The sequence below is a fragment of the Neorickettsia sp. 179522 genome, from assembly GCF_001593535.1.
GTDB classification, from domain to species: domain Bacteria; phylum Pseudomonadota; class Alphaproteobacteria; order Rickettsiales; family Anaplasmataceae; genus Neorickettsia; species Neorickettsia findlayensis.
Map to the genome: position 1 here is coordinate 591,040 of NZ_LNGI01000001.1, position 21,619 is coordinate 612,658.

16 protein-coding genes and 1 tRNA gene are annotated in these 21,619 nt (G+C 43.1%); 2 read left to right on the forward strand and 15 right to left on the reverse strand.

Translation table 11 applies throughout. The features are described 5' to 3' along the window. Window positions 1-78: 78 nt before the first annotated feature. The 15 genes from AS219_RS02745 to AS219_RS02815 form a co-directional block, all read right to left on the reverse strand. Window positions 79-903 carry a cytochrome c oxidase subunit 3 gene (locus AS219_RS02745; RefSeq protein WP_067979798.1) on the reverse strand — a complete coding sequence of 275 codons (825 nt, stop codon included), beginning with the start codon at window positions 901-903 and terminating at the stop codon, window positions 79-81. A 35-nt stretch (window positions 904-938) separates the two neighbouring features. After that, complete coding sequence (gene rpoC / locus AS219_RS02750) at window positions 939-5,066, reverse strand: DNA-directed RNA polymerase subunit beta' (protein WP_067979801.1); 4,128 nt, start codon at window positions 5,064-5,066, stop codon at window positions 939-941. Window positions 5,067-5,120: 54 nt separating this feature from the next. Next, on the reverse strand, window positions 5,121-9,197 hold the full coding sequence (gene rpoB / locus AS219_RS02755; RefSeq protein WP_067979803.1) for a DNA-directed RNA polymerase subunit beta: 4,077 nt from the start codon (window positions 9,195-9,197) through the stop codon (window positions 5,121-5,123). Window positions 9,198-9,233: 36 nt separating this feature from the next. Further along, a complete protein-coding gene (locus tag AS219_RS02760; protein ID WP_067980532.1) occupies window positions 9,234-9,644 on the reverse strand; it encodes a ribosomal protein L7/L12 in 411 nt (136 codons plus the stop codon). A 42-nt stretch (window positions 9,645-9,686) separates the two neighbouring features. After that, window positions 9,687-10,211 (reverse strand): 50S ribosomal protein L10, encoded by a 525-nt coding sequence (rplJ, locus tag AS219_RS02765; protein WP_067980529.1) that lies wholly within the window; start codon window positions 10,209-10,211, stop codon window positions 9,687-9,689. Window positions 10,212-10,222: 11 nt separating this feature from the next. Next, on the reverse strand, window positions 10,223-10,852 hold the full coding sequence (locus AS219_RS02770; protein ID WP_067979806.1) for a ribosomal L1 domain-containing protein: 630 nt from the start codon (window positions 10,850-10,852) through the stop codon (window positions 10,223-10,225). A gap of 1 nt (window position 10,853) precedes the next feature. After that, the gene (locus AS219_RS02775; RefSeq protein ID WP_067979811.1) at window positions 10,854-11,276 is read right to left on the reverse strand and encodes a 50S ribosomal protein L11; all 423 of its coding nucleotides are present in this window, start codon (window positions 11,274-11,276) and stop codon (window positions 10,854-10,856) included. A 28-nt stretch (window positions 11,277-11,304) separates the two neighbouring features. After that, entirely contained in the window at window positions 11,305-11,826 is a 522-nt protein-coding gene (locus tag AS219_RS02780; RefSeq protein ID WP_067979816.1) for a transcription termination/antitermination protein NusG, read from the reverse strand. A gap of 13 nt (window positions 11,827-11,839) precedes the next feature. Further along, window positions 11,840-12,007: a preprotein translocase subunit SecE gene (gene secE / locus AS219_RS02785; RefSeq protein ID WP_067979819.1), complete on the reverse strand. Its 168-nt coding sequence runs from the start codon at window positions 12,005-12,007 to the stop codon at window positions 11,840-11,842. Between the two features lie 20 nt (window positions 12,008-12,027). Then, window positions 12,028-12,100 (reverse strand) — tRNA-Trp (locus AS219_RS02790). 5 nt (window positions 12,101-12,105) lie between these two features. Further along, window positions 12,106-13,398: an elongation factor Tu gene (gene tuf, locus AS219_RS02795; RefSeq protein ID WP_067979822.1), complete on the reverse strand. Its 1,293-nt coding sequence runs from the start codon at window positions 13,396-13,398 to the stop codon at window positions 12,106-12,108. A gap of 29 nt (window positions 13,399-13,427) precedes the next feature. Continuing rightward, window positions 13,428-15,506 (reverse strand): elongation factor G, encoded by a 2,079-nt coding sequence (fusA, locus tag AS219_RS02800; RefSeq protein ID WP_082784590.1) that lies wholly within the window; start codon window positions 15,504-15,506, stop codon window positions 13,428-13,430. 8 nt (window positions 15,507-15,514) lie between these two features. Continuing rightward, a complete protein-coding gene (rpsG, locus tag AS219_RS02805; RefSeq protein WP_067979824.1) occupies window positions 15,515-16,042 on the reverse strand; it encodes a 30S ribosomal protein S7 in 528 nt (175 codons plus the stop codon). An 11-nt stretch (window positions 16,043-16,053) separates the two neighbouring features. Next, complete coding sequence (gene rpsL / locus AS219_RS02810) at window positions 16,054-16,422, reverse strand: 30S ribosomal protein S12 (protein ID WP_067979827.1); 369 nt, start codon at window positions 16,420-16,422, stop codon at window positions 16,054-16,056. Window positions 16,423-16,488: 66 nt separating this feature from the next. Beyond that, window positions 16,489-18,516: an ATP-dependent DNA helicase RecG gene (locus tag AS219_RS02815; protein ID WP_067979829.1), complete on the reverse strand. Its 2,028-nt coding sequence runs from the start codon at window positions 18,514-18,516 to the stop codon at window positions 16,489-16,491. A 169-nt stretch (window positions 18,517-18,685) separates the two neighbouring features. Between AS219_RS02815 and AS219_RS02820 the strand changes: the two genes are divergently transcribed. Next, window positions 18,686-20,098, forward strand: a complete 1,413-nt coding sequence (locus AS219_RS02820) for a NuoM family protein (RefSeq protein ID WP_082784591.1) — start codon at window positions 18,686-18,688, stop codon at window positions 20,096-20,098. Beyond that, window positions 20,095-21,471 (forward strand): NADH-quinone oxidoreductase subunit N, encoded by a 1,377-nt coding sequence (locus tag AS219_RS02825; RefSeq protein WP_067979830.1) that lies wholly within the window; start codon window positions 20,095-20,097, stop codon window positions 21,469-21,471. Before AS219_RS02820 ends, AS219_RS02825 begins: the two co-directional genes overlap by 4 nt. Window positions 21,472-21,619 lie beyond the last annotated feature (148 nt).

Genomic DNA, 21,619 nt, shown 5'->3' on the forward strand with positions numbered 1-21,619 from the left:
AAAAAGTTAAGCCCTACAACACGTAGGGCCCAACGGAACTCAGCAAAAGGCACGTGTTTAGTACCTAGGTAGCGCAGACTAGAAAGCTACGCTCAACCAGTACAAAAATGCAAACAGCAAAAGCCAAACTACATCGACAAAGTGCCAATACCAGGCAGCGAACTCAAGCCCCAAATGATTCTGAGGAGTGAACTGTCCAGCCCTGGCACGGAAGTAGCAAACCGCAAGAAAAATTGTACCAATAATCACATGAAGCCCATGAAAACCTGTGGCTATATAAAAATTGGATGAGTAAATCGCCTTGTAACCCTCCTCAGCAAGTGCAAAGGTAGAGTGATAATACTCGTAGCCCTGTAGGCAAGTAAAAATTAACCCCAGCACCACGGTGTACAAAAGTCCTTTGATTACACCATCGTTATCACCCTTAAGTACAGAACGATGCGCCCAGGTCACAGAAGCACCTGAGAGAAGAAGAATCATTGTGTTAAGAAGTGGCAAATTCCATGGATTAACAGTCGTGATACCTTCAGGAGGCCAAGTTAGTCTGACTCCAGGCCAAGGACCTTCCATAACGTATGCCGGATCGAGCCAAGCTTTGAATATCGACCAAAAGAACGTAATGAAAAACATCACCTCCGTAAAGAGGAACAATATCATCCCTATTCTCAATCCCCTCCGAACAACGGGAGTATGCGCTTTACCTACAACACCATCAGCAATAACATCCCGCCACCAGTAAAACATACAAGCTAAGAGGAGTACCGTGGAAGAAAAAAGGGCAAATCGACTATAAGGAAACGAATGCATAAAGAACGCAGCCGAAGCCATCACTCCAAACGAAGAAGCGGCAGTAAAAATAGGCCAAGGACTAGGATTCAAAACATGAAAAGCATCTTTACTCATATTGAACTACACCTCGAAAAACAATAAACAGCATACTAAACAGAGGTCACATCACCATCTACTCCAACAGATACCTGTTTACCTCGCTGCTCGCCAGTAAATTCGCGCTTTAACTTATCGATAAAATACCCAGCACCAACAGGCAACAACCTACCTGCTATGATATTCTCTTTCAGACCTCTTAACCTGTCAACCTTACCGGCAACTGCAGCTTCAGTTAACACCTTAGTAGTCTCCTGGAATGATGCCGCCGAAATAAACGACTCTGTTTGCAAACTTGCTCTTGTAATGCCCAATAGGATCGGTACATAAGAACAGCATCTCAACCCCTGCGATGCCATGACTTCATTAATACGCTCTACACGAGACTTATCAATCTGCTCCCCAATAAGGAAAGTTGTATCACCAGCATCAGTGATCTCAACTTTTTGTAGCATCTTACGGATTATAACTTCTATGTGTTTATTATTGATCTTAACACCCTGCAACCTGTAAACACGCTGTATCTCGCTAATCATGTACTCCGCAAGAGCTTCCAAACCAAGCACCCTGAGGATCTCGTGTAAATCTGGGTCACCATCCATAAGGGGCTCACCCTTCCTAATAAAGTCGCCCTCACTAACAATCAGATGTCTACCTTTTGGTACAAGGTACTCATAAATTCGCTCTTTATCTTCACGAGACCTGACAATAACTTTTCTTTTTGATTTATAGTAATCCTTTGCGAATTCGACGTAACCATCAATTTCACTGATCACTGCATTAACTTTAGCTTTCCTCGCTTCAAACAGCTCAATTACACGAGGTAGACCACCAGTAATATCACGTGTCGTTGTTGACTCTTTCGTGATCTTCGCGATCACATCTCCAGCTTCAACAACATCACCATTTGATACACTCAATATCGCTCCAAGTGGCAGCAGATAAACCGCATCTTTGGACTGCTGACACGTTGCAATTGAACCACTTTCATCAAGTATTTCGACACGCGGACGCAAACCTGACGAAGACTCCGCCTGACGCCAATCAACAATCATCCTATTTAAAATCCCGGTGCTCTCATCATGAACCTCATTGTATGAGACACCCTCTATCATATCCGCATAAGACACCTTACCAGACGCCTCTGCTATTATCGGAACAGTGTACAAATCCCAGTCAGCTAACTTCTTCCCAATTGGAACGATCTCACCTTCTTTTACATATACAGTCCCACCATACTGGACCCTACCTTGGAAGTGTTCTATGCCAAGAGAATCGATCAATAAGATCTCAAACGACCTACTTAAGACAACATAGTTGCCATCACGGTCCGTAATCAAGTTCGCGTTTGTAAACTTAACCTTACCCCCACAAAATGCAACCATACTCGAGTTTTCCACCCTACGTGTTGCCGCACCACCAACATGGAATGTTCTCATCGTGAGCTGTGTTCCAGGTTCACCTACCGACTGAGCAGCAATCACACCTACTGCCTCACCAAGAGCAACCAACTTCCTATTCGAAAGATCTGCACCATAACACTTGCGACATATACCGTGTTTACTCGTGCATGTGAGAACCGAACGAATCCGAACCGAATCTATACCAAGCGACTCTATTCTTTCGATAGACTTATAATCGAACATCTCTCCCGCACGCACTATCACAGAACCATCCGATGGGTCTATAATATCAGCCGCAGAAACTCTACTGAATATACTGTCGCTGAGCGGTATAATCACCACACCGCCCTCAACGGTGGCACGAACCACCAGCCCATCGGAGGAGCCGCAATCCTCCTCAACAATGATGGAATCCTGCGCTACATCAACTAACCTACGAGTCAGATAACCAGAGTTCGCAGTTTTTAATGCCGTATCTGCAAGCCCTTTACGCGCGCCATGCGTAGAGTTAAAGTACTCTAACACACCCTGTCCTTCTCTCAAATTTGATATAATCGGATTCGGGATAATCTCACCAGATGGTTTGGCCATCAGTCCCCTCATCCCAGCAAGCTGTTTTATCTGCGCGGCAGAACCCCTAGCACCGGATTGTGCCATCATAAAAATGGAATTCATCTCTGCAACGCTTTCGTATCCAGAAATTCCATCCATCATGTCTTTTGCGACAAGGTCTGTACACTTTTGCCATGCATCAACAACCTTATTGTACTTTTCGTGTTTGGTAATCAAACCCTCTTGATACTGAAACTCGTATTCTTTGACCTCTTCGTTTGCTCTTTTTACATGCTCTGCTTTTGTCCGAGGCACAACCATATCATCTTTCCCAAAGGAAATACCGGAAAGCGTAGCATACCGAAAACCCAATTCCATGATGCCGTCTGCAAACTCAACAGTTTTACCATGACCACAAGTCCTATACACCAAATCAACCAGATTGCTTATATCTCTAACAGTAAGCACCATGTTTATACTCTCAAACGGCACGCCCTTCGGAAGAATCTTGAATAACTGCAATCTACCGAAAGTTGTTGTATAAACCTTGACCTCACCCTCTAGCTCAACACTACACCTGATTTTAGTGTGAAGCCCAATATCACCATTCGCAAAAGCATACTCAGCTTCCCATGCAGCACAGAAAGTCACCGGATGAACAACATCTCCCTTCTCCTCGAGGCTCAGATAATACACACCTAAGACTATATCTTTAGATGGGATAATAATCGGCCGCGAATTCGCTGGATTTAGGACATTATTCGTCGACATAACAAGCAACCTAGCTTCAACCTGTGCCTCAATAGACAAAGGCACGTGAACAGACATCTGATCACCGTCAAAATCAGCGTTAAAAGCAGTACAAACCAACGGGTGCAACTGTATAGCCTTACCTTCAATGAGAACCGGCTCGAACGCCTGGACACTCAACCTATGAAGCGTAGGTGCCCTATTCAAAAAGACAGGGTGCTGATGAATCACCTTCGCAAGTACATCCCAAACTTCCGGCTGTTCATTTTGCACCATTCGCCGAGCAGTTTTGATTGTTGGCGCAATCCCATAAAGCTCAAGTTTAGAGTATATAAAGGGTTTAAATAATTCTAGCGCAATTTTCTTAGGCAAACCGCACTGGTGGAGCTCTAAAGCTGGACCAACAACTATCACGGATCTTCCAGAGTAGTCTACGCGCTTACCAAGCAGATTTTGCCGGAATCTACCTTGTTTTCCCTTAAGCATATCACTAATGGATTTGTAAGGGCGCTTGTTACTACCTTTAATAACCTTTGCACGACGCCCATTATCGAAAAGTGCATCTACAGCTTCCTGTAACATGCGCCTTTCGTTATTTATGATGATATTAGGCGCCTTCAGATAGATCAGACTTTTCAGTCTATTGTTCCGGTTGATCACTGATCTGTACAGTGCATTCAAATCAGAGGTCGCAAACCTTCCTCCATCCAACATCACAAGGGGTCTAAGATCAGGTGGCATTACCGGTATGACATCCAAAATCATATCAACTGGCCTACTATCTGATCCAAGAAACTGTTCTACTAAACGCAACGTCTTAATGATCTTTTTCTTCTTTACTTCAGAATTTGTTGCAGCCGCTTGAGAGCGCAATTTCACTGCCATCTTTTCCAGATCCAGTGAGGCAAGCATATGCCTGATAGCCTCAGCACCTATCATCGCAGTAAACGAGTCAGGACCGTACTCACGAACCGCATTCATATAGGCTTCATCAGTGATGAGCTCGTGCTTAGTAAATGTAGTAACACCCGGATCGATCACTATATATAGCTCAAAGTAGAGCACCTTCTCCACGTTTTTAAGCGTCAAATCCAGCAAGATGCAAATCTTCGACGGAAGGGATTTCAAAAACCAGATATGTGCAACAGGACTAGCCAATTCTATATGGCCCATACGCTCACGGCGTACTCTAGAGGAAGTAACTTCTACTCCACACCTCTCACAGATTACCCCACTATATTTAATTTTTTTATATTTTCCACAAAGACACTCGTAACTCTTTGTCGGACCAAAAATTTTTGCGCAAAAAAGACCATTCTTTTCTGGCTTGAACGTCCTGTAATTGATAGTCTCAGGCTTGGTGACTTCCCCATAAGAGAGAGAGCGTATCTTATCAGCACTCGCAAGGGAAATCTTGATACCATCAAAATCAACCGAGCCGCCACCATTCTGGCGAAAACTCCTAAAATCTCCCATAAACAAAAAGGACCACCCCTATAGAAACCGAAAGCAAATATTCTCTTTAACTAACTACTGTTCCGATGCCGCTAATGCAAGACCGCCAAAATCTTCTTTTTTTTCTAAGTCGGAACAAAACTCCACATTTAAACACAAAGCCCTCAACTCATTCATCATCACATTGAAGGACTCGGGAACACCATAGTAAAAATCATTATCACCACGTACTATCGAATCGTACACATTGACACGACCCACTACGTCATCAGATTTGATGGTAAGCATTTCCTGCAATGCAAATGTTGCACCATAAGCTTGCAATGCCCAGCATTCCATTTCACCAAAACGCTGTCCACCAAAATGTGACTTTCCGCCAAGTGGCTGCTGCGTTATCAAACTGTAGGAGCCAATAGAGCGTGCATGAATCTTATCATTCACTAAGTGATGCAACTTCAGCATATACTTGCACCCGACAGTAACCTTCCTATCGAACTGCTCACCTGTTACACCATCATACAAGACTTCCTGACCCGAAGGATCTTTGCCTGCAAGAACCAACAACCTTTCTATCTCATCTGTCTTAGGCCCCTCAAAAACCGAAGCCGCAACTGGAACACCTTTTCTTAAGGAGTGCGAATACTCAACTATTTCAGCATCCGACATCTTCTTAAGCCTAGCCATCATTTTTCTATCGTTCTTGTAAATCTCGAGAACCAACGACTTCACCTCAGAGTGGTTACCTTCATCAAGTAATTTCGAGATTTTCTTACCCAAATTGTACACAGCCCAACCAAGATGTGTCTCAAGAATTTGCCCTACATTCATCCGCGAAGGCACACCCAGAGGGTTAAGTATGATATCTACAGGTGTACCATCAGCTAAGTAAGGCATATCTTCCACCGGAACTATCCTAGAAATAACACCTTTATTTCCATGCCTACCCGACATTTTATCACCCGGTTGAAGCGTATGCTTCACAGCGACAAAAACCTTGACCACCATCAGAACGCCCTGTGCCAAATCATCGTCACCACGGATTTTTTCGAAATTCTCTTCGTAGGTCTTATTAATCTCATCAAAGCGATCAACAAACCTTTGTCTCAAGAGCTTTATAGAAGAGATTCCATCAACACTAAGCTTCCACCAATTCTCCCTATCTATCTTTTCAAGAGCCTCTGCCGTAATCACATCACCCTTCGAGATAGGAGCCAAATTATTAAGGGCAACTTTACCAACCAGCATTTCCCTAAGAAGCGAGTAGATATAGTTCGTTAACACCGCGAGCTCATGATCACGTCTTGCTTTTTCAGCATCAATGGCCTGTTTTTCTATCAACAACGCCCTACCGACCTTTTCTATACCTCGACGTTGTAATACCTTCACGTCTACCACACAACCGGACACACCCGGTGGTAAGTATAGAGATGAATCTTTCACATCAATCGCTTTCTCTCCAAATATTGCACGGAGTAATTTTTCCTCAGGTGTAACAGGTGAACTGCTTTTAGGCGTCACCTTTCCTACCAGAACATCTCCAGCCTCAACGTTCGCTCCAACACACGCTATGCCAAACTCATCAAGACAGTGTAAAAACTCTTCTGCCACACCGGAAACATCCCTTGTTATCTCCTCAGGTCCCAATCTTGTATCACGAACAACGCATTCGAAGCCTTCTAAATGCACTGAAGTGAAAAGATCGTCACGAACGACATTACTCGAAATGACAACAGAATCCTCAAAGTTATAGCCACGCCACGAAAGAAAAGCTACCACCAAATTCCTTCCTAGAGCCAATTCACCTTGTTGGATCGCTGGTCCGTCAGCAAGAATGTCACCCTTTTTAACACGCTGTCCCTGATGGACGACACAACGCTGGTGTATGCATGTATTGTGATTCGACTTTCTAAACTTACATAACGTATAAGAATCAACCCAGAAATCGTCCGTGGACTCCGATGCGACGACTATATTCCTGGCATCTATATACTGTACAACGCCCGCACGCTTAGCAACTATCACAGCACCAGAACCACGTGCTACATAACCCTCCATTCCAGTCCCGACTAACGGTGCCTCAGGTACGATGAGCGGTACAGCTTGTCTTTGCATATTTGAACCCATGAGAGCTCTATTCGCATCATCATTTTCCAGAAACGGAATCAAAGAAGCAGCAACTGAGACGATCTGTTTAGCTGATACATCTGCAAATTGGACCTCGCTACGCGGAATAAAAACATTCTCATAATTCCTGCGACAGTATACCAAATCATCGAGTATATACCCTTCCTCATCAACACGAACACTGGCCTGACAAATATTCGCCTTTATTTCATCAATCGCAGAAAGGTACGTGACTTCATCTGTGACACGGCCATCACGTACATAGCGATATGGGGTCTCTATAAAGCCATATTTATTGATCTTCGCATATATAGCAAGACTATTTATTAATCCAATAGTCGCACCTTCTGGCGTCTCCGTTGCACAGATTCTACCGTAATGCGTGGTATGCACATCCCGCACCTCAAATCCTGCTCTACCTCTATTCAACCCACCTGGACCCAAAGCTGATATGCGACGTTTATGTGTAATTTCTGAAAGCGGATTAGTCTGGTCCATGAACTGTGACAGTGCAGAAGACATGAAAAATTCACGAATGACAGCCCCAAGGATTTTAGAATTTATCATTTCACACGGCATAACCGCATCAAAGTCAGCAGTTGCCATATTTTCGACAATAACCTTGGCCATTCTAACAAGTCCGATGCGAAATTGATTGTCCATAAATTCCCCAACAGACCTAACGCGCCTATTGCCAAGATGATCTATATCATCGACGTCCCCGACCTCCCTTTGCAAAAGGGCCAACTCTTTTACCGTGCAGAAAATGTCTTCCTTCGTCAAAACAGTCAAACTTTCGTCATGATTTAGATTAAACTTAGCATTTAACCTGATCCTACCTACATTCAGGAGATCGTATCTTTCGGGAGAAAAAAAGAGCGACTCAAACAATTTCTCCGCAGATTCAATAGAAGGAATCTCACCCGGTCGAATAACTCTGTATATTGAGAGCATCGCCTCCTCGTAAGAGCAATCGTACTGCAGAACGGTACCGAATATGTAATTACCCTTGAGCTCGACTAACTTAATGGAATCTACATCAAGAAATTCCAACTTCGCAACATGTTCTTTTGTCAACCTTGTACCATGTGGAAGAAGAACCTCCCCTTTAGTCGAGACAAGATCATCAGCGAGGTACATATCCTTCATGACCTCCAAATCCATATAGCAATAACGCAATCCTTTTGCATATAGATTCCGTGCCAACACTATGGAAATCCTGTTACCCTTTGCTAAAACCAACTCGCCTGTCTCGGCATTGATAAGATCGTATTGAAGACGGACCCCCTTGAACTTTTCCGGAACAAAGCAAACTGTCCACCTACCATCTTTACTCAAACGACATTCCGAAACTTCACAAAATCGAGTGAAAATATCCTTGTTTGATAACCCTAAAGCCCTAAGCAAAAGAGTTATCGGAAGTTTTCTCTTTTTATCTATCCGGAAATACAATATGTCCTTGGCATCAAACTCAAAATCCAACCAAGAGCCCCTATAAGGTATGATACGTGCGATATAATTGAGCTTGCCGGAGATCGACCTAGCTTTGTCATTATCGAAAAACACCCCAGGTGCACGGTGCATCTGGGATACAACAACCCTTTCTACACCATTTATTATGAATGTCCCATTCTTAGACATAATGGGTATATCACCCATGTATATCTCCTGCTCTCTTACATCCTTTATTGCCTGCTCATTCGACCCCTCTTCATCACCTTCGCCAGACGTCTCACCACCAAAAACAACTAGCCTAAGTACTGCCCGGAGTGGCGCCGAGTATGTAATACCTCTTTCAACACATCCATATTCATCATGCTTAGGCTCACCTATCCTGCAGCTCACAAACTCGAGAGAAGCCCTACCATATCCATCATTCACTGGAAAAACGGATGCAAAAATATCGTTGATTGAGGAGACAGCACCGCCTCCACCTATAAACGAAGCATAAGAATCTTTCTGTACTTTCACTAGATCAGGAAAGTCAAAAAGCAGCTCATCAAAGTATAACCTGTGAAATTCAGACATAAGAGAAGAAACAAGAAAACGATCTACCTAGAAGACTTATTCTCCTTTTAATTCAGGTTCACATTCAGCTTCCTTCAGGATCTTTGCATATGCATCAGCTTTTTCTTTTGTGAGACCGGAAAGAATATCTACAGGAACCGCCTCAACCTTGTCTTTAAGCTCTTTTAAACCCAGATCTTGACCTAACTCCTGCTTGAAGATCGTCTTCAACGCTTTGATGGCGCTTGTCTTCTTCTCACCATAGCCCTTTAAAATTAATGTAAACTTGGTTGCTTCGCTCTTTTTCTCAACAGGGTCAGACGGCGCAGGTGCAGCAGCTGCAGCAGGAGCCATAGCAACATCGGGTAAATTCAAAACCCTTTTCAACTCAGCAGCGAGCTCAGCTGCTTCAACAAGGCTCAAAGACAAAATCTTTTGAGCAATTTCAGAACACTCAACTTTAGACACAAAAACCTCCAAAAAAAACAGGTAAAGACAACGACTTTTTAACTAGCAATTAACATTAGCACTTTTCACATAAGAATCAAAATAACCCGCCAAAAGCCTTGCAGGGCTATCCAAAGAGTTCACCAAGGCAACAGGAACAGAATTGATGGCATTAATGAGCGATAAGTATACATGCATTTCATCAGGCAGCTTAGAAAACTCATCGATCAACCGAAGATCAAAAAGCGCTTTCTCATATTTTCCACCGAGAATTTCTAACCTATCTCTCCCGTATTCACCCGCAAACTTCAACACACAACGCAGGAACTCGGGAACATTCCGATTGCAATGCAGAAAAGCGACACTCGTAGAAAAATACTCAGATAAAAAAGATAAACAAGAATTTTCAACAGCAATCTTAGCGAGCGAATTTTTCACAAAATTAAAATTACCCTCAAAATCCCACAACTTTTCACGAAGACTAAAGACTTCCTGAGCACTAAGCGAGGAAACCTTCACGACAAGTACAACCCTCTGCTTAAGTATCATCTCAAGCTTCGCCAAAAAAGCCGTTTTTCTCTCATTCATAACAAATTCCACTACAAAGCCAGAAAATCTACAAAGCACCCATCTCCCATGGTGCTACTCACACTAATGCTGCGCACATAACCTTGCAAGCCAACGTTCTTCGGCCGAGTTGCAAAAACAGATTCACAAAAAACCTGCAGATTCTCCCTAAGCTTATTTAAGCCCATACCTAAATTCCCAATTTTAGAGTGCATAACACCCGCCTTGTTAGTTTTAAAGAGCGCTTTACCTCCTAATATGGCAGCAACCGCAGCAGCAACATCATGTGTTACTAAACCATACTTGCTATCAGGCATCAGACCCCGAGGACCCAGAATGCGAGCTATCTTGCTTAATTTCGCCATCATCGGAGGAGTAGCAAGAGAATATTTATATCCCTTAACAAAATTTTTCTTGGCTTTAATCGTCTCTATAAGCTCTTCACCACCATACGTTATATTCTCGTCAAGGAGCTCAGCCACCTGCGCTTCACCGCAAAAAACAAGAATGCGCCCAAAATAAAAAGGGTGTTTAAAAACACAACCCACCTTGACAGAATCCTTCGAAGAAAAATGAACCGCAACGTCAACCGATTCGTTAAACTTGCATGCTTTTCCAATTAACTTTTTCAGAGCATCATCTGCACTCATCATCTCTCTCATTTTAATCTCCAGTTACTTTTATGCCCATTGATGCCACTTTTCCTGCAACCATCCGAACAGCAGCGTCAAAATCCCTAGTATTCGTATACCCAATCAACTCCTTCGCAATTTCAGATATCTTACTTTGTCCAACCGAGGCTATAAAACTTTTTCCTGGAGCAGAAGAACCCTTACTAAACTGCAAGAAAGATTTTATTACATCCGTAGAATTTTTACCCTTTACAACAACATCAAAGGTTTTATCCTGATACACAAGAACCCTCACCCTTATATTGCCCGCAAGCGAGGCAGTTAATTCATTGCACGCCTGACAGAACTTCATAAGGTTGACCCCCTTTGGTCCAAGCGACGAAGCTATGGCAGGGGTCGGAGAAGCCTTACCAGCTGGAACACGCAACTTTAACCTAGCAACAACTTTTTTCATACAGCAATACTAAACACCAAGGACAACATTATTCAACCAACTTCAGCTGATCCAAACTGAATGACACTACCACATCCTGGCCACAAAACACTATCTTTACTTTAGCCTTCGACGTCCTTTCATCAATCTCATCAACTTCACCTACACATGCCTCAAAGTATTCACAGAGAATAGCAACACGCGAACCAACCGATATCTTTCCAGATTCTTGCACAACCTCAGGAGAAAGCATAAAATTCCTCATTTCGTCGATATCTTTATCCGACAAGTACTGCGGCGAACCAGCCTGACTAAGAAATCTACAAGGAATACCATATAAACTGCGCATCACAGAGACCTCATTTAAAAAAGTCGAACCTGGAGCAACTTTGACAAAAACATAACCAGGAAGAAACCTTTTGGAAGCAGAGGCATCAAACTTCACAAGAGCGGGCGAGAAAAGATCAACAACCTTATCACTACAACGACTTTTGATAAGATCGCATACCTTCGACTCACTGCCCGATCTTACGCGCAGAACACACCAAGTATGATTGGAATTACTACTCATACAAGCCAAAAGTTTAGTAAAAAAACCGGACCATCAAAAAGATAACATAATCCGTAAACGCAAAAAGCAGAGCAAAAACCGAAGTAATGGAAAGCACAAAAAGGGAAAAAGACATAACTTCCCTCCTGGACGGCCAAGCTATACTCCTAAACTCTGCGAAAACGCTGCGAAAAAAATTCATCTAAAACACATATATAAGAACAGGAGCGATAGGACTCGAACCTACAACCATCGGTTTTGGAGACCGAAACTCTACCAATTGAGCTACGCTCCTAAGACTCAATTCTTCACGCCCTTCACAATCCTGAACATCTCCGCTATTTCGGCATCACTCTTGGAATCCATAATTTCCAACACTTGACCAGCACCTACAGTTACTCCTCCCTCTCTGATTGCAAATCTGGACCCTTTCTCCATTGCGATCGGATTCAAGAGCTCTACAAAAATCTCCAAGTCATCACCTGGCATGACAATTTCGGCACCATTCACAGGCAAGTACGCCGTACCAGTAACATCTGTAGTACGGAAATAAAACTGTGGCTTATATCCAGAAACGAAGCCAGTCCTTCTACCACCTTCTTCTTTTGTGAGGGTTACAATCCGCGCTCTCAACTTTCTATGAGGAGTAATCGAGCCCGGCTTACAGAGAACCTGCCCCCTACACACATCCTCTCTCTTCGAACCACGGAGAAGGATACCAACATTAAATCCAGCCTCACCTTGTTCAACAAGCTTGTTAAACATTTCGACACCAGTACAAGTAGTTTTTTGTGTGTCTCTTATACCAACAATCTCAACTTCGTCACCAACTTTGATACGACCGCGCTCAATTTTTCCAGTAACAACAGTGCCACGTCCAGAAATGGAAAAAACATCCTCAATAGACATGAGGAAATCACCATCAACTGCCCTTTCAGGAAGTGCAATATATTTATCGCACGCAGCAAGCAACTTGCGAATAGAACCCTTACCAAGTTCACTTTCCTCACCATTAAGTGCCAACAACGCAGAACCCCTTATGATTGCCGGATTACTTCCATCATCATTATCCTCTGGCAAATCAAACCCATGCGATATCAAAAGATCCTTGAGGTCACTCTCAACGAGCTCCAGAAGTTCCTCATCAAGCTCAGAAGAATCACACTTGTTGATGTAAACAACGATACTAGCAACACCAACCTGCTTTGCCAAAAGGATATGTTCCTTTGTCTGTTGCATGGCACCATCTGTACCCGCAACCACGAGTATAGCACCATCCATTTGTGCAGCACCCGTAATCATATTTTTGATATAATCCGCATGCCCTGGACAGTCTACGTGCGCATAGTGACGCTCCGGAGTCTTATACTCAACATGCGCAGTGGAAATGGTAATACCACGCTGCCTTTCTTCTGGAGCTTTATCGATATTATCATATGCCCTAAAATCAGCTTCGTAGCCACCACCTTCCTCTGAACAAAATTTGGTAATCGCAGCAGTCAAGGTCGTCTTTCCATGATCGACGTGCCCTATCGTACCTATGTTTAAATGCGGTCTATCATTCACGAAGACCTGCTTCTGTTTAACAGCCATTTCTATTTCTCCTTATTATCTCACAACATCTAATTAGCAACACGCTTGTCAACCAGCTCAGCAGCTATATGGTCGGGCATTTTTGCATATTCTTTGAACTCCATCGAGTAGCTAGCGCGCCCCTGGGTAGACGAACGCAAATCATTGACATAACCGAACATTCTAGACAACGGCACGACACCAGAGATAACGCGTGCATTACCTTTAGCCTCCATTTCGGCTATTTTTCCTCTTCTGCTATTCAGGTCACCAATAACCGTACCAGTATACTCCTCAGGTGTAACGATTTCAACACTCATAAGGGGTTCCATAATCTTGAGTCCTAGCTTTTTACCTGCTTCCTTAAACGCATCTCTCGCTGCAATCTCAAACGCAAGCACACTAGAATCCACATCGTGAAAGGCTCCATCGATCAATGTCACTTTAAATCCAATGATCGGATAATTAGCCAATAGTCCCTTGTTCTTAACGGAAATCAAGCCTTTTTCGACACCAGGAATATATTCTTTAGGTATAGCACCTCCCGTAATTTTGCTCTCAAAGAGAAATTCTCCCTCAGTATACGGTTCGAACAACATTTTCACACGAGCAAACTGACCCGCACCACCGGTTTGCTTCTTATGAGTATAATCTATCTCATAGGACCGCGTGATGGTTTCTCTATAAGCAACCTGAGGATCACCAACATTGACATTAACGTTAAACTCGCGCTTCAGCCTGTCCAAAATGATCTCTAAATGGAGCTCCCCCATACCTCTAAGTAAGGTCTGCCCCGTTTCCTCGTTACTTGCAACTTTCAAAGAAGGATCCTCGGCACATAATCTAGCTACAGCCAGCGCCATCTTCTCCTGCTCGGCCGTGGATTTTGGCTCAATCGCAATCTCAATCACTGGATCAGGCGCAGAGATCCTCTCTAAGGTTATCACCCTCCCAGCGGCACAAAGTGTATCACCAGTACTCGTATTTTTAAGCCCCGCCAACGCAACGATATTACCAGCCGTCTCACTTTTCACATCTTCCCGTGAGTTAGCATGCATTAGGAGCATTCTCCCTATTCTTTCTTTATTATCCCCATGAGAATTAATGACCACGTCTCCGCTATTCAGAGTACCCGAATAAATCCTTACAAATGTCAACGAACCCACATAGGGATCGTTCATCACTTTGAACGCGAGCCCAACAAAAAGAGCCTTCGGATCCGGCTTTACACCAATCTTCTCACCTTTCTCATTCTCACCAACAATATCTTTCGTATCAACCGGAGAGGGAAGATAATCCACAACCGCATCAAGCAATGGCTGCACACCCTTATTCTTAAACGCAGAACCACAGAGTACAGGTACAAAGTGATAGCCAATCGTTCCAGCTCGGATTGCCGCCTTTATCTCCTCCTCAGAAATCGTCTCTCCGCCGAAGTACCTATCCATGAATTTATCATCTGTCTCGGCAATTTTTTCCATTAATTTTTCTCGATACAATGTAGCTTGCTCGACCAAATCTGCCGGGATCTCTCTATACTCAAACTTCGCACCAAAATCATCACCTTGCCAGTAGATAGCCTGCATTTTTACAAGATCTACAACACCAACGAATGATTCGGACACACCGATAGGTAGCTGTATTACCACGGGATTCGCGTTGAGCTTACTAACTATCATTTCGGCACAACGATAGAAATCCGCCCCCATTCTATCCATTTTGTTAACAAAACACAGACGCGGCACATTGTGCTTATCAGCCTGCCTCCAAACCGTTTCGGACTGAGGCTCCACACCCGCTACACCATCAAAAACTGCAACGGCACCATCCAAAACCCTGAGCGAACGCTCAACTTCGATTGTGAAATCAACGTGGCCAGGCGTATCAATGATATTAATTTTCGCACCCTTCCACCAACATGTGGTCGCAGCAGAGGTGATAGTAATACCACGCTCCTTCTCCTGCTCCATCCAGTCCATCGTTGCAGCACCTTCATGGACTTCTCCAACGGTCCTATTCACACCAGTGTAAAGGAGTATCCTTTCTGTCGTGGTGGTCTTACCAGCATCAATGTGAGCCATGATGCCTATATTTCTTATTTTTTCTAACTCAACAGACGAAACCGACACAAAAACACCTACCTATTACCAGTAACATTGTTACTAGGATTGCTTCTTCTAGCACCCCCAGTATTGAAAAACCTAAAATGCGAAAACGCGCGCCCAGACTCAGCAACCTTGAGATTCTCTTCAAACTTCCTGAACGCACCACCGTGACTAGAATGAGCATCCAAGAGCTCTAGCGCTAGCCTATCTCTAGAACACATACCTTTGCGCTTGCGCGCCTCAGATAATAACCACCCGAACGCGATAAACCGAGATCTATCCTCCTTTATTGGGACCGGGATTCTATAATTCACACCCCCAGCCCTAAAGGAACGCAACTCGACAGCCGGAGAAATATTCGTTAGCACACCTGTCAGCACGTCCATTGCTGGAACACCAAGCTGTTTCTCAGCCTTCTCCATAGCACCATAGACTATTTTCTCCGCCAGGGCACGTTTGCCCTTTTTCATTACATGATTTATAAGCTTCGTAACGATCTTGCTGTTATACTTCCTATCCGCAGAGACCTCACGCTTTTTGGCTACATTTCGCCTAGACATCTAAACTCCTGTCAACTCTTCTTAGCACCATACTTAGATCTTCCTTTTTTTCTTCCTTTGACACCCTCGGTATCAAACACCCCTCTGACTATGTGATAACGCACACCAGGCAAGTCCTTCACGCGTCCACCACGTATACAAACAACAGAGTGTTCCTGAAGATTGTGTCCTTCACCAGGAATATACGCAATCACCTCAGCTCCACCAGACAATCTTACCCTGGCAACCTTCCTCAGCGCAGAGTTCGGCTTCTTAGGTGTTGTCGTGTAAACCTTAGAGCATATTCCTCTTTTTAAGGGGTTCCTATTAAGTGCTGGAACCCTGTTTATCCTGGCAGGAGCCTTCCTGGGCTTCCTCACCAACTGATTGATTGTAGGCATCAAATATAATTTAGACCGAAAACAAACCCTTTCCGAAAACAAGACACAGCGCGGACTAGAGCCGAGCTACAGGTAATAATTATTATCTGAAAAAAATACTTTTATCAACACCTCATATTGAGCTATCCTCCCCATATGTATCGCATCCTGCGCTTCCCTTGATGCACTCTCGAAAAATGAGTGTTCAAAAGGTCTATCTAAAAACTTGAACTTGTAAAATCCGGATTGCTTGACCCCGAAAATATCACCAACACCACGCAGTTTAAAATCTTCTTCTGCTATGAAGAAACCATCGCTAGATTCTCTAAGTATCTTCAGCCTTTTCTTTCCGTTTTCAGTGATTTTTTGGGAATCATACAGAAGAATGCAAAAAGACTTTTTGTTTCCGCGACCAACTCTGCCTCTAAGTTGATGGAGCTGAGCTAGTCCAAAATGGTCTGCATCTTCAATAACTATTACGTCTACGTCCGGAATGTCTACACCAACCTCAACAACCGTCGTAGCAAGTAGTATTCTCGTTTTACCATTGCGAAAGAGAGTGAGTTTTTCCTCCATTTTCTGTGCTGACAACACGCCATGAACACAATCTACTTCATCGGCAAAGTGTTTCTTGAGCAGTCGAAACCTTTCCGTTACAGAAACAACACTTGAATTTTCGCTCTCCTCGATCACAGGACAAATCCAGAATACTTTGGACCCTTTTCCGAGAACCACTTTAATCCTATCAATGAGCTTTGTAATTTTGCTTTTTGCTACTGTAGAGGTAGTTACGACTGGTCTAGACTTAGGTTTCTCCTTAAGGTTCAGCAAGGTGATCGAACCAAACAACACTTGCCCTATTGTCCGAGGAATCGGAGTAGCACTCACAAGCACCAGATCAACCCCGGGATTCTCTCTGACCAACTTTGTCCTTTGATTTGCTCCAAATCTGTGTTGTTCATCTATAACCAAGAGCCCCAGATCAAAGAAAAGCACCTCACCAGCTAAAATCGCATGCGTGGCAACAATGACTTTTGCATCCCCAGATCTAATATCTTGTAAAAGTTGCTCCTTGGAACAAGTAATCTGTCCACCGGTTAGAAGCACAGGTTTGACTTCTGGGACCAATTTTTGCAGAACCTCAAAATGTTGTTTAGCCAATACAACAGTTGGTGAGAGTAAAACGACTTGCTTACCCATCTCCACTGCATTAAGCATGGCGAAAATCACAACAAGGGTCTTTCCACTTCCAACATCACCTTGTAGCAGCGCTATCATTCTTAGAGTTTGCCCCTGTAACGCATAGATTTTTTCTATCACCTCTTCTTGACCCGCTGTTAAACTGAATGGCAATCGTGAACGCAAAAGAGCAGTCATGCTGCCGTCACCTTTGATGCGTTCCTTCTTCTGATTCAAGACTCGAGTATAGAGACTGTTGTTCACCAAATGCATTGCAAGAATTTCATCATACGCAAGCCTTTTGCATGCCTGTTCGAACTCCACATCCGATGATGGATGGTGCAACTGCTTAATTGCTTTGTCCCATGATATTAGACTATTCCTTCTTAGAGATGTTTTCTCCAGCCACTCTTGAGGGGGTTTATACGACTTGAGCAATCTATCAACCAAAGACGAGAACTGGTAGTTAGTAATACCATCTGACAGACGGTATTTTGGCTCAAATGCGTATAGGTTGGCCAGCTCACTACGTTTTAATATCTTGTCAGGATGAAACATCTGAGCATTTGCCCCTATTCTCCCATTTACAAGGTACCATTCTCCTATTTTGAGCTTCCTCTGTAAGTAAGTTTTTGCAAAAAAAATCACTTCTAAGGAATCTCCATTTTTGTCTTTGAAGAAAAACTTGTGGAATCGCCTTACTCGTCTAAATCTGTGAAAGTGCTCTTTTGATCCCTCATACTTTGCCTCGATTGTTACAAACTCTCCCTCTATTGAATTTGCAACCTCCTTAAAATTACGCCTATTGATAAATCCCCTTGGCTTAGACAGTAGTAAATCGACAACTCTACTCCCAGAAACGAGGTTACGTACCACCTCAATCATCTTCTCCTCGAGTAGCAAAATCTTGTCTATTGGATCAAACAACTCGGCCATGTGGTTCGCCACCTACAAATAGATTGAGACATTATATCGCACTCAACATCAAATCTATGAAACAGTTTTCCCGAAAAATGAGTACCTACTCATACCCTAGAATTAATGTCTAAAGACCAAACAAGACTTAGCTTTAGATGACAGAATTTATTTACTTGCGCTGTCAAGGATGATACAACTTGTGCTCGCTCGTTGTTCAGAAAGGGTTATCCCTAGCAAAATAATGACACCACTGTTCTTGCTGCTTCCGTTGTTTGCATCGCTGATTGTGTTGTTTGCATCAAACAGTAGATACTATCTTTCCATTCTGTTTTCTGCCTCCACATTTTTGATTTCCCTTGTTTTAGCTGCACGTACTAGTTCCGAGTTTATGGTCTTCCAAGCGGGAGCGATCACACTCAAAGTGGATGAACTTTCCTGCATAATGCTGCTTTTGACGTCCCTGCTTACGATGCTCTGCATGGTCATGGCAAAGGACAGATCTTCTGGCTATCTTAGCATGTTATTCTTGCTTGAATTCGTGCTCGCGGTGTTTTTTTTGGCGACGGATCTACTTACCTTCTACATAATGTTTGAGCTTTCGCTCGTCCCAATTTTTTTCATTATTGGTCTCTGGGGGGGCAAGAAGAGAGTACATGCAGCATTTAAGATCTTTTTATACACATTGTTTGGATCGGTTGGATTTTTGATATCGATTTTATACCTATTCATGGAACTCGGTACGCTCGAAATTAGCTCCTTAATGTATTTGGTAGAAGAGACAATCCCGGTTGCAGCACAAAAACTTATTTGGATTGCATTATTCCTTGCATTTGCCGTCAAAATACCGATGTTTCCGTTTCATACATGGCTCCCAGACGCACATGTTCAAGCACCAACAGAAGGTTCAGTAATACTTGCGGGCGTACTGATAAAGCTAGGAGCATATGGAATGCTCAAAGTCTTGTTACCAATTCTTCCATCGCTCAGCAGAGAGTTCTCTACTTTAGCACTTTCGCTCAGTGCAATTGCGGTAATTTATACCTCGTTGGTCGCACTCGCACAGACAGACATGAAGAAACTAATCGCGTACTCATCGATTGCACACATGGGAATCGTAACTGCCGGTCTTTTTGCATTCAATATTGAAGGATACAAAGGGGCTGTATTTCAAATGGTAAGTCATGGTTTGGTTTCTTCAGGATTATTTTTCTGCATAGGCTCAATTTACAACCGCAGTGGAACAAGACAAATTGCTGACCACTCTGGAATAATGAATTTTGCTCCCAAGTTGGGGTTTGCATTTGTGCTCTTTTCACTTGCGGCGATTGGCCTTCCTGGTACCGCAGGCTTTGTAGGTGAATTCCTGGCACTTGCGGGATTATTTCGTAGCACAGAGGTGTTCGCAATACTCTGCACTACTGGTGTAGTTCTAGGAGCATGTTATATGCTCTACCTTTGCAAACGCATTATCTGGGGCTCCCCGACGGGCAACATCTTTCAAGATATTGAACTACATGAGGCTATACCAATCTTTACTTTAACCATCTTGATTATGATTCTGGGACTTTACCCGAACTTGCTTCTTAATTTTTTGAGATGAATCAGTATCTGTTTTTACTACCTGAAATCACACTTTTTACTCTTTCCTGTTTGCTGCTTTTCTTAAAAGGCAAGAATGAGATTGGACTGGTTTCTGTGTTGATCACTTTTGCAGTGACGTTTTTCAGTTATACTCGCACATCAGTTGAAATCTTAAATGGGATGCTACACATCTCTCCTTTCACACAAACTGTTAAGCTTGTAATACTTGCTTTTGCCTGTGTCTTTTTCCTACAGGCCGTCGCAGTAAAGCAGTCATACTCAAAAAATTTTTCAGTCTTAGTGCTGCTTTCGCTCCTTGGAATGCTACTTTCTGTTTCGTCAAGCACTCTACCGTCCCTATACCTGGCTGTAGAACTTCATAGCATAGGACAATACATACTGGCTTGTATAAAACATAAATCGATTAAAAGCACAGAAGCAGGTGTGAAGTATACACTTCTGGGAACATTCATGTCGGCAGTAATGATATATGGAATATCATTAATATTTACGGTTTCCGGTGATCTTTCGATAAAAAGCCTTTTTGTAGCAGACAATAAAATCCACTCTATAGGAATTCTGTTATTCATTTCAGGACTAATGTTTAAGATTGCTGCCGCACCCTTTCATGCATGGGTAGGTGATATCTACGAAGGATCTCCTACGATTTCTACGACATTTTTTGCTGTGCTGCCGAAACTTTCTCTCATTGTAGTATTAGTCTCGCTCATCTCTAACGTGGAACCTATTGCGTACGGTGAATCTGCCTACTCTATTGAGCTGATAAAAAACTCTCAATATCTTAGGAACATACTCTTTATCTGTGGCATTTTATCCATTGCTTTTGGTACGCTTTCTGCCTTTGGACAAAAAAATATTAAGAGATTTATAGGATTTGCATCCATTACACACGTTGGTTACATGCTGCTTGGAATAAGCAACTCAGCAAGTCTATCGTTTGGAAATCCCGGAATTGCCTATGCATTAGTATATTCGTTCACAAATCTGGGCATTCTGTCTGTCGTATTGATGCTCAAAGATAAACATATCAGTTCTCTGAAAAAGCTCAGGTGCTCGAATAACCTTGTTGCCCTGGCATTTGTACTCTTGCTTTTCTCTTCCGCTGGAGTGCCACCGTTTATAGGGTTCTGGAGCAAGGCATATATAGTGAAGACTCTCATTGAAACAAACCATATTCCCACTGCACTCTTTTCAATGCTTGCTGGCATCATCTCAGCTTTTTACTACGCAAGAATAGCCAAGGAGACCTATTTTATAAACACAGCAGAACAGAATACTGAGACAAGCTTGAGACATAATAAGCTTCTCAGTTCGGTAGTTATTTTGTGTGCCCTGTTCTCAACATTCGGGTTTATACTTCTGGTTTACTGATCCCTGCATTATCATTTCTAATGTTGGTTTCTAGTGCATGGAGAGCTCGTTGCAGTGCTCATGCATTCCTCATCAAGACTACGACCATATCGCGTGGATATTTAACTTCATATGTTCCATTGGGACCAGCTCCTCGTTGCAGCAGTAC

Coding starts and splice junctions, on each gene's coding strand:
- rpsL (WP_067979827.1), bottom strand. CDS start 16,422: ATGCCTACAATCAATCAGTTGGTGAGGAAGCCCAGGAAGGCTCCTGCC.
- secE (WP_067979819.1), bottom strand. CDS start 12,007: ATGAATTTTTTTCGCAGCGTTTTCGCAGAGTTTAGGAGTATAGCTTGG.
- AS219_RS02780 (WP_067979816.1), bottom strand. CDS start 11,826: ATGAGTAGTAATTCCAATCATACTTGGTGTGTTCTGCGCGTAAGATCG.
- rplJ (WP_067980529.1), bottom strand. CDS start 10,211: ATGAATGAGAGAAAAACGGCTTTTTTGGCGAAGCTTGAGATGATACTT.
- rpsG (WP_067979824.1), bottom strand. CDS start 16,042: ATGTCTAGGCGAAATGTAGCCAAAAAGCGTGAGGTCTCTGCGGATAGG.
- AS219_RS02820 (WP_082784591.1), top strand. CDS start 18,686: ATGATACAACTTGTGCTCGCTCGTTGTTCAGAAAGGGTTATCCCTAGC.
- rpoC (WP_067979801.1), bottom strand. CDS start 5,066: ATGGGAGATTTTAGGAGTTTTCGCCAGAATGGTGGCGGCTCGGTTGAT.
- AS219_RS02825 (WP_067979830.1), top strand. CDS start 20,095: ATGAATCAGTATCTGTTTTTACTACCTGAAATCACACTTTTTACTCTT.
- AS219_RS02745 (WP_067979798.1), bottom strand. CDS start 903: ATGAGTAAAGATGCTTTTCATGTTTTGAATCCTAGTCCTTGGCCTATT.
- rpoB (WP_067979803.1), bottom strand. CDS start 9,197: ATGTCTGAATTTCACAGGTTATACTTTGATGAGCTGCTTTTTGACTTT.
- AS219_RS02815 (WP_067979829.1), bottom strand. CDS start 18,516: ATGGCCGAGTTGTTTGATCCAATAGACAAGATTTTGCTACTCGAGGAG.
- AS219_RS02775 (WP_067979811.1), bottom strand. CDS start 11,276: ATGAAAAAAGTTGTTGCTAGGTTAAAGTTGCGTGTTCCAGCTGGTAAG.
- tuf (WP_067979822.1), bottom strand. CDS start 13,398: ATGGCTGTTAAACAGAAGCAGGTCTTCGTGAATGATAGACCGCATTTA.
- AS219_RS02770 (WP_067979806.1), bottom strand. CDS start 10,852: ATGAGAGAGATGATGAGTGCAGATGATGCTCTGAAAAAGTTAATTGGA.